Annotated in this window: 16 protein-coding genes and 1 riboswitch; of the genes, 4 read left to right on the forward strand and 12 right to left on the reverse strand. The window is 40.0% G+C overall.

Going from position 1 to position 14,869, the window contains the following annotated elements:
• Positions 1-6 precede the first annotated feature (6 nt).
• The 3 genes from HNR63_RS06200 to HNR63_RS06210 are packed head-to-tail and all read left to right on the forward strand — an operon-like array spanning position 7 to position 995.
• Positions 7-336: a hypothetical protein gene (locus HNR63_RS06200; RefSeq protein WP_085788442.1), complete on the forward strand. Its 330-nt coding sequence runs from the start codon at positions 7-9 to the stop codon at positions 334-336.
• On the forward strand, positions 314-709 hold the full coding sequence (locus tag HNR63_RS06205) for an ATP-binding protein (protein ID WP_181520151.1): 396 nt from the start codon (positions 314-316) through the stop codon (positions 707-709). The genes HNR63_RS06200 and HNR63_RS06205 overlap by 23 nt, the downstream gene beginning before the upstream one ends.
• Positions 702-995: an STAS domain-containing protein gene (locus HNR63_RS06210; RefSeq protein ID WP_042888430.1), complete on the forward strand. Its 294-nt coding sequence runs from the start codon at positions 702-704 to the stop codon at positions 993-995. The genes HNR63_RS06205 and HNR63_RS06210 overlap by 8 nt, the downstream gene beginning before the upstream one ends.
• A gap of 18 nt (positions 996-1,013) precedes the next feature.
• Here HNR63_RS06210 and HNR63_RS06215 read toward each other — a convergent pair whose 3' ends face one another.
• The 4 genes from HNR63_RS06215 to thiM all read right to left on the reverse strand — a co-directional run bounded on the left by HNR63_RS06215 (position 1,014) and on the right by thiM (position 4,540).
• Positions 1,014-2,150, reverse strand: a complete 1,137-nt coding sequence (locus HNR63_RS06215) for a fused response regulator/phosphatase (protein WP_181520152.1) — start codon at positions 2,148-2,150, stop codon at positions 1,014-1,016.
• A gap of 95 nt (positions 2,151-2,245) precedes the next feature.
• A complete protein-coding gene (locus tag HNR63_RS06220; protein ID WP_181520153.1) occupies positions 2,246-3,007 on the reverse strand; it encodes an enoyl-CoA hydratase in 762 nt (253 codons plus the stop codon).
• Positions 3,008-3,093: 86 nt separating this feature from the next.
• Positions 3,094-3,747 carry a thiamine phosphate synthase gene (thiE, locus tag HNR63_RS06225; RefSeq protein WP_085788434.1) on the reverse strand — a complete coding sequence of 218 codons (654 nt, stop codon included), beginning with the start codon at positions 3,745-3,747 and terminating at the stop codon, positions 3,094-3,096.
• A gap of 1 nt (position 3,748) precedes the next feature.
• On the reverse strand, positions 3,749-4,540 hold the full coding sequence (gene thiM, locus HNR63_RS06230; protein WP_021094101.1) for a hydroxyethylthiazole kinase: 792 nt from the start codon (positions 4,538-4,540) through the stop codon (positions 3,749-3,751).
• A gap of 60 nt (positions 4,541-4,600) precedes the next feature.
• A riboswitch (TPP riboswitch) is annotated at positions 4,601-4,716 on the reverse strand.
• Between the two features lie 163 nt (positions 4,717-4,879).
• Here thiM and hcp point away from each other — a divergent pair.
• Entirely contained in the window at positions 4,880-6,169 is a 1,290-nt protein-coding gene (gene hcp, locus HNR63_RS06235; RefSeq protein WP_181520224.1) for a hydroxylamine reductase, read from the forward strand.
• Positions 6,170-6,199: 30 nt separating this feature from the next.
• Here hcp and HNR63_RS06240 read toward each other — a convergent pair whose 3' ends face one another.
• From HNR63_RS06240 to HNR63_RS06275, 8 genes are all read right to left on the reverse strand, one after another.
• The gene (locus HNR63_RS06240) at positions 6,200-6,727 is read right to left on the reverse strand and encodes a thermonuclease family protein (protein WP_181520154.1); all 528 of its coding nucleotides are present in this window, start codon (positions 6,725-6,727) and stop codon (positions 6,200-6,202) included.
• Complete coding sequence (locus HNR63_RS06245; protein WP_085788432.1) at positions 6,724-7,350, reverse strand: histidine phosphatase family protein; 627 nt, start codon at positions 7,348-7,350, stop codon at positions 6,724-6,726. Before HNR63_RS06245 ends, HNR63_RS06240 begins: the two co-directional genes overlap by 4 nt.
• Positions 7,351-7,400: 50 nt before the next feature.
• A complete protein-coding gene (locus HNR63_RS06250; RefSeq protein WP_181520155.1) occupies positions 7,401-8,102 on the reverse strand; it encodes an ABC transporter ATP-binding protein in 702 nt (233 codons plus the stop codon).
• Complete coding sequence (locus HNR63_RS06255) at positions 8,095-8,904, reverse strand: ABC transporter permease (RefSeq protein WP_181520156.1); 810 nt, start codon at positions 8,902-8,904, stop codon at positions 8,095-8,097. The genes HNR63_RS06250 and HNR63_RS06255 overlap by 8 nt, the downstream gene beginning before the upstream one ends.
• A complete protein-coding gene (locus HNR63_RS06260; protein WP_181520157.1) occupies positions 8,901-9,350 on the reverse strand; it encodes a nitrous oxide reductase accessory protein NosL in 450 nt (149 codons plus the stop codon). Before HNR63_RS06260 ends, HNR63_RS06255 begins: the two co-directional genes overlap by 4 nt.
• Positions 9,334-10,665: a right-handed parallel beta-helix repeat-containing protein gene (locus HNR63_RS06265; protein WP_181520158.1), complete on the reverse strand. Its 1,332-nt coding sequence runs from the start codon at positions 10,663-10,665 to the stop codon at positions 9,334-9,336. Before HNR63_RS06265 ends, HNR63_RS06260 begins: the two co-directional genes overlap by 17 nt.
• A gap of 98 nt (positions 10,666-10,763) precedes the next feature.
• Positions 10,764-12,692: a putative bifunctional diguanylate cyclase/phosphodiesterase gene (locus tag HNR63_RS06270; protein WP_181520159.1), complete on the reverse strand. Its 1,929-nt coding sequence runs from the start codon at positions 12,690-12,692 to the stop codon at positions 10,764-10,766.
• A gap of 109 nt (positions 12,693-12,801) precedes the next feature.
• Positions 12,802-14,862, reverse strand: a complete 2,061-nt coding sequence (locus tag HNR63_RS06275) for a heavy metal translocating P-type ATPase (protein ID WP_181520160.1) — start codon at positions 14,860-14,862, stop codon at positions 12,802-12,804.
• Positions 14,863-14,869 lie beyond the last annotated feature (7 nt).

Below are 14,869 nucleotides of genomic sequence, written 5' to 3' on the forward strand. Positions count from 1 at the left end.
ATGCCGATGAAACACCCACGGCTAAAATACGAGCAACGAACGTTTGTGCATATCGATGAAATGGCAGAAACATTACTTCACGAAGCAAATGAACAACTTGTGCGAATCGATATGGGACTTCTGCCAAACGATGTGCCATCACGAAATTATGCAAAGTTTCGTCTTATGCATTTACAACGTTCATTTGGAGAAAACGTTCCTCTTTCGTTTCGCTCAACATATAATTCTTTATGGAGTCAATTGTACCGTCTCGAGCATCAAGGGGATTATAAACATCCGTATATTCAACAACTTTTGATTCAGTTAAAAAGCAATGATTCAAGCTCAACTAAATGAAACAAATTATAGCACGATGATCTCAGCGATGCTCGAGCAGTTAGATGATCGTATTCAACTAGACGACATGCAAAAATATACAGTCCAACTCATATTGTGGGAGCTTGTTTCAAATGTCATTCGCCACTCTACGAAAAAAGACGCAAACGTATATATCAGCTGGTCAGATGAAGCGATCATCATTGAAGTGATTGACGAAGGTGATGGGTTTGAATGGGAGAAACAACTAAACGTTCCCCCTCCTGATTTGACTCATCAAGGGGGACGCGGACTTTTTCTCATTCAACAACTCGCCTCACATTTTTCATTTGACGAAAAAGGAAAGCGTGCAATCATAACGATTGCACGAAAAAAGGGGGAGAAATATGATTGACATTGTAACATATGATGATAAAATCGTTGTCTCGTTTCAGCAAGATATTAACTTTGAAACATCGCGCGTCATGGAAGAAATGATTCAATCGCGGCCGTGGGATACATCTCATTTACAAATTGACTTATCTGCTGTTCGGTTTATTGATAGCTCTGGCGTTCGGTTGCTTATTAGCTGGCTGTATCCACTGAAAGATCGAATGCACATTGAAATGATCGGTGTTTCAACACCGATTAAGCATATATTATCAATTTGTCAATTGGATCAAATGGTAGATGTAAAATAGCGGTCTGTGAACAGACCGCTATTTTACATGAATGGAAACAAACGTAATATCGTCATTTCCTTTCGTATGTTGTGCTTGTTCATTGATCTTTTCTACCATTTGATCAAACGAATGAGCTGTTTGGATCGTATGCACAAGTTGCTTAGCACAGTCATCACCTAACACTTCGATTAGCCCATCTGTGTAAAGAATAAGATACGTATCATGTTGAAAAGAAATCGTCCCTTTTTTATATGGAGCGTTTGGTATAATACCGATTGGAATGCCTCCTTCTTTTAGAAACATAATTTTTTGATTGGTCATCAATATCGCCGAAGGATGTCCTGCATTCACATACTCCATCACTTTGTTTTTTACATCAATCGTTCCGTAAAAAGCTGTAAAATAATATTTCGTTTCCTTTCCAAACAATTGAAAAGCATGTCGATTTAATTCATGCACAACCGCAAGCGGTTCAGTCACTTTCGTCATTAGTCCGTGTAATAGCGAACGAATCGACATAGCAACAAGCGCAGATGCAACGCCATGCCCCATGACATCAATCACGATAAAAGCATACATATGGGGGCGAACTTGCTGCCAAAAATACAAATCGCCAGACAGTTGTGAGGACGGAATATACGTCCCAACAAAATGAATATGTTCATTATTCATTCGTTCAGGGAGCAAACCTTCTTGAACGAGCCGAGCTAAGTGTAAATCTTCGTTCATCTTCTTTTGCATTGCCCACATATGTCGATAACTTTCCATATATGCTTCGTTCGTTCGCTTCAGTTGATCCATCGTTTCTTTTTGGCGATACGCCAATTGAACACGAGCAATCAGTTCGACCATGGTAAACGGCTTACGAATGTAGTCAAACGCCCCCGCTGCAAACGCTTCCACCAATTTTTGTTCCTCATCATAACCGGTGACCATTAATACAGGAACGTGTTGTAATTGCTCATGTTGTTTAAAGCGCCGACACCATTCAATCCCGTCCGTTTTCGGCATACAAATATCCATTAAAATGACATCTACCTGTTGCGATAACATATATGCATATGCTTCATCTGCATCTTCAAACGGATAAATTGAAATATTTTCAATATGCTCAAGCATCGCTTCAATCATTTCCAATGTCGGTCTATAATCATCAATAACTACTACTTTCATCTTCCTTCGCCCTTTTCGTCATATTTTCTATATTTCATTTATACACGTCACAAGGTCGAAAAGGCTAGCGTAAAGATGAAAGTTTTACAAATTTTTTATTTTCCACGAAAATGCGGACGACGCTTTTCTAAAAAGGCACGAATGCCTTCTGCATGATCTTCCGTTTGACGCATTTCTGCTTGATATGCTGTTTCCATTTGCAACGTGTTTAACAATTGTTCTTCGCTTAAATGGGCGTACAACTGCTTTGTTGCGATCATTGCAACAATCGGTTTCGCTAACCATTCATTCACTTTTTGTTGAATCGTCTGTTCATCACCAATTTCATCAATAAGTCCCACTTCATATGCTTCTTGTGCACTCATTACTTTTCCTTCCCATATCACTTGTTTTGATTTGACTTCTCCAATTTTCCGTTTTAAAAAGAAATGGCCTCCACCATCTGGAATTAATCCAATACTGATAAAATTCATTGCAACACGTGCTTGTTCATTTGCAATCACATGGTCGCAAGCGAGCGCTAAGCTAAATCCTAATCCTGCAGCAGCGCCATGCACATAACTGATCGTTAGTTTCGGCAATTGATACAGTGTGAGAGCAATTTGTCTAATCGTTTCCATTACTTCTATGAATGAATGTTCATTCGTTGACTGCAACATTGTTTTAATGTCTCCCCCTGCACAAAATCCCTTTCCTCGTCCGCGAATGACGACAATATCCGCCTCGCTTTTTTCCACTTCCTTTAACGCTTGTAGCAACTCCGCTAACATTTGTTCGTTTAAAGCGTTCAACACATCCGGACGATTCAATTCGATTGTTGCGACTCGCTCTCCATATGACAATACGATATGTTCCATTTTTCCCATCTCCCTCTTTCATATGTTCGTTTTTCTCTTTCGACGGATATAAATAAAATCCTGCATTAAAAATATAAAAGACGACATTAACTGCCGCCTTTTTGTTTTGCACACATCACGATCTCATATAGCCGCTTTGTTTGTTCCCGAATTTGTTCGGCACGGCAAATGGCCGAAATGACAGCGATTCCATCTGCTCCCGCTTCAATGACTTGCTTTGCTGTTTGTTGTGTAATCCCACCGATTGCCACAAGCGGAACGTGTTTTTCATGTGCGCGAATGTGCTTAATCATTGCTAATCCACATGCTTGTTTTGCATCTTTTTTTGAAACAGTCGGGAAAATCGGACCTAAGCCAACATAATCGGCACGAGCAGAAAGCGCTTGTTTCACTTCATTCAAGTTGTGCACAGATACCCCTAAATAGCGATCCCCTATTCGATCACGCACACGTTCAGCTGCCTCGTCTTCTTGTCCGACATGAACCCCATCTGCCTGTAAGGCAAGCGCTAAATCAACATCATCATTTACAATAAAAGGAATGTTGTGAGCAAGACATCGCTCAAACAATTTCTCAGCTAAACGATATTTTTCAACTCCTGCTAGTGCCCCCTTTCCTTTTTCCCGAAACTGAAACATCGTAATGCCACCTTCGATCGCTTCATCAAGCACGGCGAGTGGATCTTTCGTACAATCGACACTCCCCATTACAAAGTATAAAGATAGTTTTTGTTTCATCATTTTATTCCCCTCGAATGTGTGCGTATTCATCTACTTCTTCTGCGCTCGTTTCGTATAAAGCATTCAGAAATGCAAGCTGAAAAGAACCAGGTGCTTGCGCTTGTTTGGCTGCTTTTTCAGCTGCTACACCGTAATAAGCGAGCGCAGCGACAGATGATTCTACGATGTTTTCTCCTACACTAGCAAATGCGCCTAATACTGCACTTAATAAGCAACCTGTCCCCGTTACTTTTGTCAACATCGCATCGCCGTTTGAAACGATCGTTACGTGTTCTCCATCTGTCACTATATCATTTTTCCCAGTTACAACGACTACACAGTGAAACATACGTGCTACTTTTTTAGCCACGTGCACGAGATCACCTTGAACGTCCCCTGCATCTACCCCTTTTGTACGTACTTGTTCTCCAGCAACGCTTGCGATTTCTGATGCATTTCCACGCAAAATAGAAATGTTTACTTCATTCAATATACGTCTGGCTGTTTCTGTGCGATACGCTGTCGCTCCCGCCCCAACGGGATCAAAAACAACAGGGACGTTTGCTTCATTTGCCGCTTTTCCAGCAATCAACATCGCTTCTACGTCTGTTTCATTTAATGTGCCGATATTCAATACAAGCGCACGTGCTAAGCGCACCATATCAGCTACTTCTTCTTTAGCATACGCCATGACAGGAGATGCGCCTATCGCAAGTAAACCGTTAGCAACAAAATTGGTCACCACCACATTCGTCATATTATGTACAAGTGGTGACTCCTTTCTCACGCGCGTTAACCATTGTCCAACATTCATCGTTCATTCCCCCCTATAAAAAATAAAAACTAGTCGGAAAGAATCGACTAGTTTACATTGACAAAACATAGCCTACTTCCCTCCGCTGGTACAAACCAGATCAGGTTCAAAGGGTTGGAAAACTGATTGCGCGTTTTCCTCTCAGCCATCGCCATCCGGCACCCCTAGTAGTGTGATTCATTTAATTTTCTTTCATTTTAATACATTTTTTCTCATTATTCAATATAGAACATTGTCAATTTTCGTTCACATTTTTGTATAAAAGTGTGATATGTATCACTTACGTCACACATATTTTCCCCTATTGTTAAAGTGTTAATAAGAAGAGGAGGGGTTATGATGTTTTGTCATCAATGTGAACAAACACCAACAGGGGGATGTACAGTTGTCGGCGTTTGCGGGAAAGATGAAACGATTGCTAGCTTACAAGATACCATTGTGTTTGCGTTAAAAGGAATTGCAGCATATCGCACGCATGCTCATCAACTCGGATATACAGATCCATTCGTCGACACAACAACACACGAAGTGTTATATATGACGTTAACAAATTCTAACTTTAACGTACAAGAGCATTTAGATATGGCGATGAAAGTCGGTAGAGCTGCCATTCGAGTCATGGAACTACTTGATCGGGCACATACAGAACGGCTTGGCATTCCTCAGCCTGTCCGAGTCACACAAAATAAAATTGAAGGAAAATGTATTCTCGTAACAGGACATAATTTATTTGCTCTCGAACAGCTATTAAAGCAAACGGAAGGAAAAGGAATTAATATTTATACACACTCAGAAATGCTTCCAGCACACGGCTACCCACAATTAAAAAAATACAAACATCTAAAAGGAAATGTCGGGAAAGCATGGTATGATCAACGTCGCTTATTTGAAAAGTTTCCTGGCGCCATTTTAGCGACAACAAACTGTGTCATGCCAATTAAAGGTTCGTACGCTGAGCGCATGTTTTCATACGATGTAGCAGGACTAGAACATGTACAAAAAATTGAAAATGACGATTTCACACCGTTAATTGAAAAAGCATTACAACTTCCAGAAGCAAATATCGAATCAGAAGAAACATTAGTGACCGGTTTCCATCACGAAACAGTCATTCAAATTGCGCCTGAAATTATTCAAGCTGTAAAGGAAGGAAAAATTCAACGCTTTTTCGTCATTGCAGGATGTGACGCTCCTGGAAAAGGTGGCGAATATTATCGCTCATTAGCAACATCTTTACCAGAAAACACCGTCATTTTAACGACATCTTGTGGAAAATTTCGCTTTAACGATGTGGATTATGGTGTTGTTCCTGGTACAAACATTCCGCGATATATTGACTTAGGACAATGCAATAACTCGATTTCAACAGTAAAAATTGCGATGGCGCTTGCAGAAGCGTTTGGCTGTGAAGTGAATGAACTGCCTGTTAGCATCGTCCTTTCATGGTTTGAACAAAAAGCGGTTGCCATCTTACTCGGATTGTTTAGTTTAGGCATTCAAGACATTCGAATTGGACCGAAAGCACCACACTTCATTTCGGAAGGTGTGTTAAGCGTCCTACAAGATATGTTCGGCCTCAAACTTATCGGCGATGTAGAAGAAGATATGCAAGCTATGTTAGCACATTAAAAGGGCTGTTTCATCCAGCCCTTTTCTCATTTACGAAGCTTGATCTAACCATACGCTCATATTAAATCCTTCTTCTGTTACGTATCCATCCACACTCCAAATGCGCTTTTTCGCTTTTTTTGCTTCCTCTTGCGCTTTATACAATTTTTTTGCATATTTTGTATCCGGCTCAAACACATAAGCAACACGTGCCAGCCCTTCTTGTACAATTTTTTCTTGATACAAAGTTCCATCCTCCAACCATATGTACGCAAGCAATCGACCGTAGCGATCATACGGTTGTTCTTTCGCACTTAATTCGACCGTCACTTTTTTGTGAAGAAGGACATCTTTAGCAAATTGCTTTGCTTCTTCACCATACGCCTGTTTTTCGCGATACGTTTCTGGCGTGTCAATGTTTAATAGACGAACAGTTACAATCTCTCCATCTTTTTTTATTTTGACTGTATCCCCATCAACAACATATTGTACTGTCGTAACAAACGTCGTTCCTTTATTTTGCTGTACACAACCGTGAATAAGGAAAATGAATACAAAAAGAACAAACCATTTTTTCATCCTCGTATCATCTCACCTTCAAGGTGCGAAATATTTGACTCACATTCCAAAGTCCACTGTTTTCCATCAAACGAAACGATAGTCACACTCGTACCATATACGCGGCTATTTTCCCATAACTGTGCGAGCGGTTGCTGTTTCCAATATACAAGGAGCGTACGAATAACGACGCCATGTGTCACGACAAGAATATGACCTTCTGAATGAGTATCGACAATATGCTGAATGGCAGCGACAGCTCGCCGTTGCACATCAAGAAACGTTTCTCCAACGATCGGATTATATGCATGTGGTTCATGATAAAAATAATAATGATTTCGTTCATCTGTTTGAGCAATTTCGGCAATCGTTTTTCCTTCCCAATGACCTAAATGAATTTCACGTAAGCGTTCATCGAAATACATTGGTACGTCACGTTGTCCTAAAACAATTTGAGCCGTTTCTTTTGTTCGATCGCTCGGGCTACAATACAGAGCCGTAAACGGGACAGTACGTAAGCGTTCCTGTAAAAGTGTCGCATGTTTTCTTCCTGTTTCAGTTAAAGATGAATCTTTCCATCCTTGCATGCGTTGTTGTGCATTCCACTCTGTTTCTGCATGACGAATGACGTATAATTTTAACATGTTACATTCCCCCTCCAAACGAAAAAAGTAAGCTATGTTCGCTTACTTTTTCAGTATGCCATATGTTGTGAAAGTTGTGCAAAAAATATAGACTCTAACGATTGCCCATCTTGGCAAAGTGTAGAAACCGAATCATATACGAGCATTTGTCCTTGATGAATAAACGCAACAGCATCCGCAATTTCTTCCACGATCGACAACATATGTGTCGAAAAAAGAATGGCTTTTCCCCTTTCTTTTTCAATCTGAATGAGTCGTTTAAATTCCCATACCCAATACGGATCTAAACCGTTTGTTGGCTCGTCTAAAATAAGCAATGGCGCGTCTGCTAAAAGCGCTTGCGCAAAGGCAAGACGTTGTTGCATTCCTTTTGAATATGTCTTTACTTGCTTATGTTGATCGTTCGTCAACCCAACAAGCTGTAAACATTGTTCGACACGCTCAGCTGTTGCTCCTTGCCATCGTCCGAACAAAGATAACACTTCGTAACCCGTTAAAAGCGGAGGAAATTGCAAATGATCGGGCATAAAGGAAAACCATTTTTTCTCATATTTTTTTACTTGTTTTCCGTTTACACATATGTCTCCTTTTGTTGGAGTGAGCTGTCCAATTAACATTTTAATAATTGTGCTTTTCCCAGCACCGTTACCACCGCATAATGCCAAACATTGTCCTGGCTGAACAGAAAATGAAATGTTTTCTACTTTGTTTTGTTCATTGTATATTTTCGTTAGCTGTTTCACCTCAAGCATGACGTTTCCCTCGTTTCATCCATACGTTTGCTAAAAATAATGGCACAATCATCCATACGCATGCGATGGCTACAAATGACAGTTGTCCATTTGTGCTTTCTGCCCATTTTGACCATTCGTATAGTTGCGGTCCAAATAGAGCGCTACTTTTCATCGCCGTTATCGTCCAAACACGCACAAGCTCAACTGGATTACAAATAACAGATAACCCGAATAGTAAGATGGTAAACTGTTTTGGCACAAGCGACAATAATGCTAATGTGAGAAATTCATAAAATAAAACGAAAAACGCCCAAATAAACAAGCTGACACCGAGCGCTTGTAGACGATTAGAAGCAACAAGTCCAATGAATAAAGCGATCGCTAAAAAAATGCTCGTTAATACGATCGTTAATGCAAACGAAAGGAAAAAAAATGTCGACCACGTTCCTCCTGTTGTAAAAAGGACAACACTTGCACTTCCATATCCGAAAGCAATCACTGTCCATAATGATATACAACTACCGGCATATAATCCGAACGTTAACGAACGAGGGGAGATCGGGTATGTTAATATAAGCGATAACCGACCGTCTTCTTTTTCCCCTGCGATAAATAAACTACCTGCTAATAGGGCAACAAGAGGAACAAGTAAAAGAGATAAATTTAATAAAGCTGCCGTCGAACGTGTAAATACCCCCGCTGTTTCGTGTCCGCTACTCGCAATTACGGTTGATGATAAAATCGCAAATAAAATTGCAAAGCTCATGAGCCATTTGCTACGAATCATCATCATCCATTGGTACTTCATCGCCGTATTCATCGTTCAAATCCCCACCGATGTTGTTTTAGTTGCTCATACGTCCATAACTGTCCTTCCCCTTCTTGTTCCATGTACGCTTTCGCATGTTGCTCATTCGCAAATGAAACGACCCCGTAGTTCATCGGCGTCCAATAATCTGGATGATAAGCATAAACCGCTTTCTCGAGCTCAACCCATTCACCGTTTGTTACATCGCGAACATATAACTTAGCTATGTCATCGTTGTTTTGCATATTCATCCATTCCACCATGCAGCCAATATCGTCAAATTTATGCACCGTTCCATCTTTCAAAATCGCTTCCGTTGCATACTGCTCCGCTACGATACTCATATTGCAAACAACGCATACATCGATATCCGGATTAATGTCTTCCGGTTCATACGTTTTCTCTCCACTACATGCAACAAGGAAGCATGCAAATAAAAGACTAGCAATTTTTTTCATATTTCATTCTCCTTCCATATACAAACATAAACAAACTGCTTACTAATAAGATGCTTCCAAACAACAATAGTCTCCATGATCGTTCGTTTGTTTCGTTTTTATTGTAATCGACTTCCATAAGCGGAAAACGGTCTTCTCCTTGCGCCTGTGCTTGTGTAAAAAATGACTCCGTTGTATCAAGAAGCGCTAGCGCAGGACTTTGAAAATAAAATTGTACGCTTGGCCATTGTCGTAACAGTCGACTATACATCGAACGAATACGATGCGAGGCATCCCCAATTCCATCATCGTTCAAGTCGTAAAACCGGTAAGTATCCCAATAGTTCCCTTTTTCTCCATCATCAAATGCAATGGGCGCACCTTGAATCAATGCGTCTTCCATATTTCCTAAAAATTTATTTTCAACAACAATCGTATTGTCATTTTCATATAAACTATGCAGAGCACGATAATTTCCAATGAATTCATTTGCTTTTATAGTACAATGACGTCCGTTTTGTAATGATAACGCTGTGCTATTATAAAGCAACGTATTGTTATGCATCACAACATGTTCACTATCATAAATGAGCGCTCCGTATCCACGGTAGTCTAATTGTTTGGCAATCGTATTTTGTTCGATCGTAAATCGTTTTGACATCATCATCATGATTCCATTAATATTTTCCATCAGCACGTTCTCTTTTGCTATTCCATCCTCTGCATACATAAAATGAATCGCATAGCGCGCATTTGTTACTTTATTTTTCTCGATCGTCGTATGTTCAGCTCCATCCAAATACACGCCATCTTGCACACGCGAAATATCATTTTGACGTATAACGACATGTTTTGTCTTCAATAAGTGAATGCCGTTGCCACGTTGAGCAAAGTGAACATCTCGACCACGCATAACATTTTTTACGAGATGAATATTTTTTCCTTTTTCTACGTAAACACCATAATGCACATCTTCAATACGTACGTTTTTCAACGTCACATGTGAACTTTCTTTAATTTGTACACCTGCTCCTTTTCCGTATGCACTTCTACGAATCGTGAGCCCTTCTATGTAAACATGGGGTGCACGAATAGTTACGACATATTCACTTCCATCCCCATCAACTACCGCTCCGGGCTCAGCAATCAAATGAATCGGCTTATGAATAATAATCGGACCTTCGTATACTCCCCGTTTGACGACTAATACATCACCGGCATGCGCTTCATCAATGGCCTGTTGCAACTGTTTATGTACTTCCATTGTTTGTCCATATGCAGTTTCTGCAAACAAAAGTGTAACGATCGGTATAAGCAAAAAAAATAAGCTACGCATGTCTATTCATTCCTCGTTCTTATCATTTATACATCTACACTAATGTAAATTTGTGAAGAAAAAAGAAAATACATGTGAACAAAACGTGAAAAGAGGCACTAATGAAGCGCCTCTTTCGATTGATTATGCTGTTCAAGCCATTGTAGTAACTTCTCCGCTTCTAACGATTGACTAAAATAAAACCCTTGAGCAAAATCACAATCCATTTTTTGCAACAAAGATACTTGATCGTCGCGTTCTACCCCTTCAGCAAGTACTTGTAAATCTAAACTTTTCGCTAAATGAATAATCGTATCAACGATCGTAGCATCTTTTGAATTATCCGTGATGTCACGAATGAATGAGCGGTCGATTTTTAATAATGAAACGGGTAAGTTGCGAATGTAAGCAAGCGATGAAAAACCGGTACCGAAATCGTCAATTGCTACTTGAATTCCAATCTGTTTTAACTCTATTAAAATATGTCTCCCCGTCTCGATATTTTCCATTAGTCCACTTTCTGTGATTTCTAAAATTAAATAGTTTGGTGGAAACTGTGTATCTTGCAAAATATTTTTTACATGCATCACAAATTCTTTTCGATTCAGTAAAAATGGTGATAAGTTCACCGCGAGCTTTAGCGTCGGAAAATGGGTTTGCCATTGTTTTACTTGTCGACACGCTTCTTTTAACACCCATGTTGTAATTTCAAAAATAAATCCATTTTTCTCTGCGATCGGAATAAACTCTAGTGGTGAAATCGCTCCAAGCGTTGGGTGCGTCCAGCGCATGAGCGCCTCAACTCCCATAATCGCTTCATTATCTAGCGACACTTTCGGTTGGTAACATAAATAAAATTGATTGTTTAGCAACGCAATCGGTAGCTCTTGTTCAATCATTGTTTTTCGATTTTGTTGAGGATGGTAAAAATGATAACCTTTCCCTCTCTCTTTTGCGTAACAGAGCGCTTGATCCGCTTGTTTTAACAGCGTGTCTAAATCCATACCGTCTTGTGGAAAAAACGTCACCCCAACAGAAAGGCTAGATTGAATGACATGCTCTTTATATCGGAATGGTTCTACAAACGATTGAAGCAAATGTTCCAGCCGCGTAACAATCGTTTCTTTATTCACATCGTGTAGCACGATTGCAAACTCATCGCCACCGATGCGAGCAAAAAAGTCTTCTTGTTGCAAATGTTGCTGAATGCGACGAACAGCTTCTTGCAAAAAGAAGTCTCCAGCCTGATACGAAAAGCGATCGTTAATCCATTTAATTTTGTCAAAATCAATATAACATAATGCAAACGGTCGCTTTTGTTGAATCATATGTTGTACATACGATTCAAAATAAAAGCGATTCGGAATGTCGGTTAACGAATCGAAATGTTTTAATTTCGTAAGTGCTTCCTCGCAACATTTCCACTTTGTAATATCTTTTGCAACAACAATGACGTGTTCAATTTCATTTTTTTCATTTAACAACGGGTGGGCATGCATATGAATCCATATAAAATGCCCTTCATCCGTCCGCCAACGACAGTCAATTGTCGTCTCTTTTTCTTTTGTCGCATAAATCGTATGTAACTTTTCCATCAAAAGCGGTATATCTTCATGATGAACAAAAGAAAATAATTCATGGCTACACACTTCTTCTGTGCATTTCAACACATATTGAGCCGTCGGCGAAACGTACGTAATCTCGCCTTCCGCTGATAAAATAAATGTAAATTCAGATGCAAGTGAAGCGATCGAAGAAGTAAGACGCATATCGATAAACGGTTCATATTGATATGTCGCAACAACCGCCTGTAAGTTTCCTTCTTTGTTATATAAAGCTGTTGCTTGTACATATACATCGTTTTGTCCATTTTTTTGTTTTACGACGGCATACGAAACCGTGCGCCCATTTTCAGCTTCTTGTATAAACTTTTCTAACAGCCCGCGATCAACCTCACGATGATAAAAATGTTGAAAAAAATGTTCATCTGCTCCTAAAATTTTTCCATTTGGGGCAATGACAGCGATTGCTTGCATCATCTTATTCATCCTCTTTGTTGTTAAAGTTCTATCTTCATTTTCACTAAAAACGGTGAAAAAATCAACAACGTTTCTAATATTTCTGAATAATATCCTTTTTTTAGAAAAGCGCACAATCTTACCTTGTACGCTTCTCCCATAAAATCAATAAGCTTAGTACACTAACAAAAATCGTTGCACCCATATCGGATAAAATCGCGATCCATAACGTTAGCCAACCTGGAATGGTTAATAGTAGCGCCATCGCTTTTAATCCGAGTGCTACTGCAATATTTAAACGAATCGTGCGATTCACTCGTCGAGCGATAGCGATCGCTTCTGGCAATTTCCCTAGATGATCTTGCATCAAAACAACATCCGCTGTTTCGATTGCGCTATCTGTTCCTTTCCCCATAGCAATTCCGACATGCGCATGAGCAAGTGCTGGCGCATCGTTCATTCCATCTCCTACCATCGCTACGATATCGTCTTTCATTAACTGTTTTATTTTTTCCACTTTTTGTTCAGGAACAAGCTGGGCGAATACGTCTGTCACTCCTACTTGCTTTGCTACTTGTTGCGCGGTTTTCTCGTGGTCTCCCGTTAACATCACTGTGCGACGAATACCGATACGATGTAGCTGCTTCATCACTTCTTTGCTCTCTTCACGCACTTCATCAGCAATACCGAATAAGCCGAGTACATGTTGTTCATCCGCTAGAAAAACGATCGTCTTACCTTCACTTTTTAACTTTTCCGCATCTTTTTGAATTTGTTCGGACAAATCTTGTTGATCAAACATTCGTTCATTTCCAATACGATAACGCTTCCCATCTATTTTCCCTTCTATTCCACTTCCTGTTCTCGTCTCCATTTGTTCTGGCTGTTTATATGAAATATCATGCTGCTTTGCTTTTTGGACAATCGCTTGTGCGAGTGGATGGGAAGACGCACTTTCTAACGATGCAGCAATACGAAGCAGTTCATTTTCGTCAATATATGCAATGACATCCGTGACATGCGGCTTCCCTTTTGTAATTGTCCCTGTTTTATCAAAAGCAATCGTACGTACACGTCCGAGCGTCTCTAAATGAACGCCCCCTTTCACTAACACTCCTTTTCTCGCATTACGCGCCATACCAGCTAACAATGCGATCGGTGAAGATAAAATAAGGGCGCACGGACAACCGACAATTAAAACGGCTAAGCCTTGATATAAGGCATCGTGCCAAGGTACCCCAAACGATAAAGGTGGAATCGTCATCACGAATAACGCAACAACCATAATGAATGGAGTATAGTATTTGGCAAAACGTTGGATGAACAATTCAAGCGGTGTTTTTGTTTCTTGTGCTTCTTGCACGAGATGTAATATTTTGGATAAAGAACTATCTTTATATTGTTTTGTAATTTGGATGTGTAACATCCCTTCGTTATTTACACTTCCGCCATACACACTCATTCCTGTCTCCTTTTCGATCGGCATCGATTCACCTGTAATCGCTGCTTCGTTGACAGAACTTTTCCCTTGAATAACAACGCCGTCTGATGGAATTTTTTCACCGGGACGAACGAGCACAACATCTCCCACTTGCAACGAATCAATCGAAACGACACGCGTTTGCCCGTTACATATGACAATCGCTTCTTTTGGTACTTGTTTCAGCAACATATCAAGCGATCGCCGCGCCCGTTCCATGCCTAATCCTTCTAAATACTCATTTATACCAAATAAAATGGCAACAACCGTCGCTTCTTTCCATTCGCCAATGCCAAACGCTCCAATGAGTGCAATTGTCATTAACGTATCCATATTGAAACGAAAACGAACGATGTTTTTCAGCCCTTTGATAAACGTTTTATATCCACTGAGCGCTGTCGCAATGATATAAATGATGACGACTTCGTTACCGATAAATCGTTCAAGTAAAAAGGCCATGACAAAAAGGAAAATAGATGTGCCAACGAGATAAAGAAGAGGATTTCGTTTTCTTTGTGACTGCTCATCTTCTACCATATATGCCCCATCTGTCGCCAAAATCGCACGTACTTTTTCTAAATTCACGCGTTCATTCACACGTAATTTTCCGCTATTGTAGCTTAATGTTGCTCCTTCTCCATATGGAAGCGACTGAATTTGTTCTTCTAATGCTCGCGCGCAATTTGCGCATGTCAACCCTTTCACTTGATACTCCTTCACTTGACTC

Origin of the sequence: Anoxybacillus ayderensis (genome assembly GCF_013761015.1) — a bacterium.
Classification (GTDB): Bacteria; Bacillota; Bacilli; order Bacillales; family Anoxybacillaceae; genus Anoxybacillus; species Anoxybacillus ayderensis.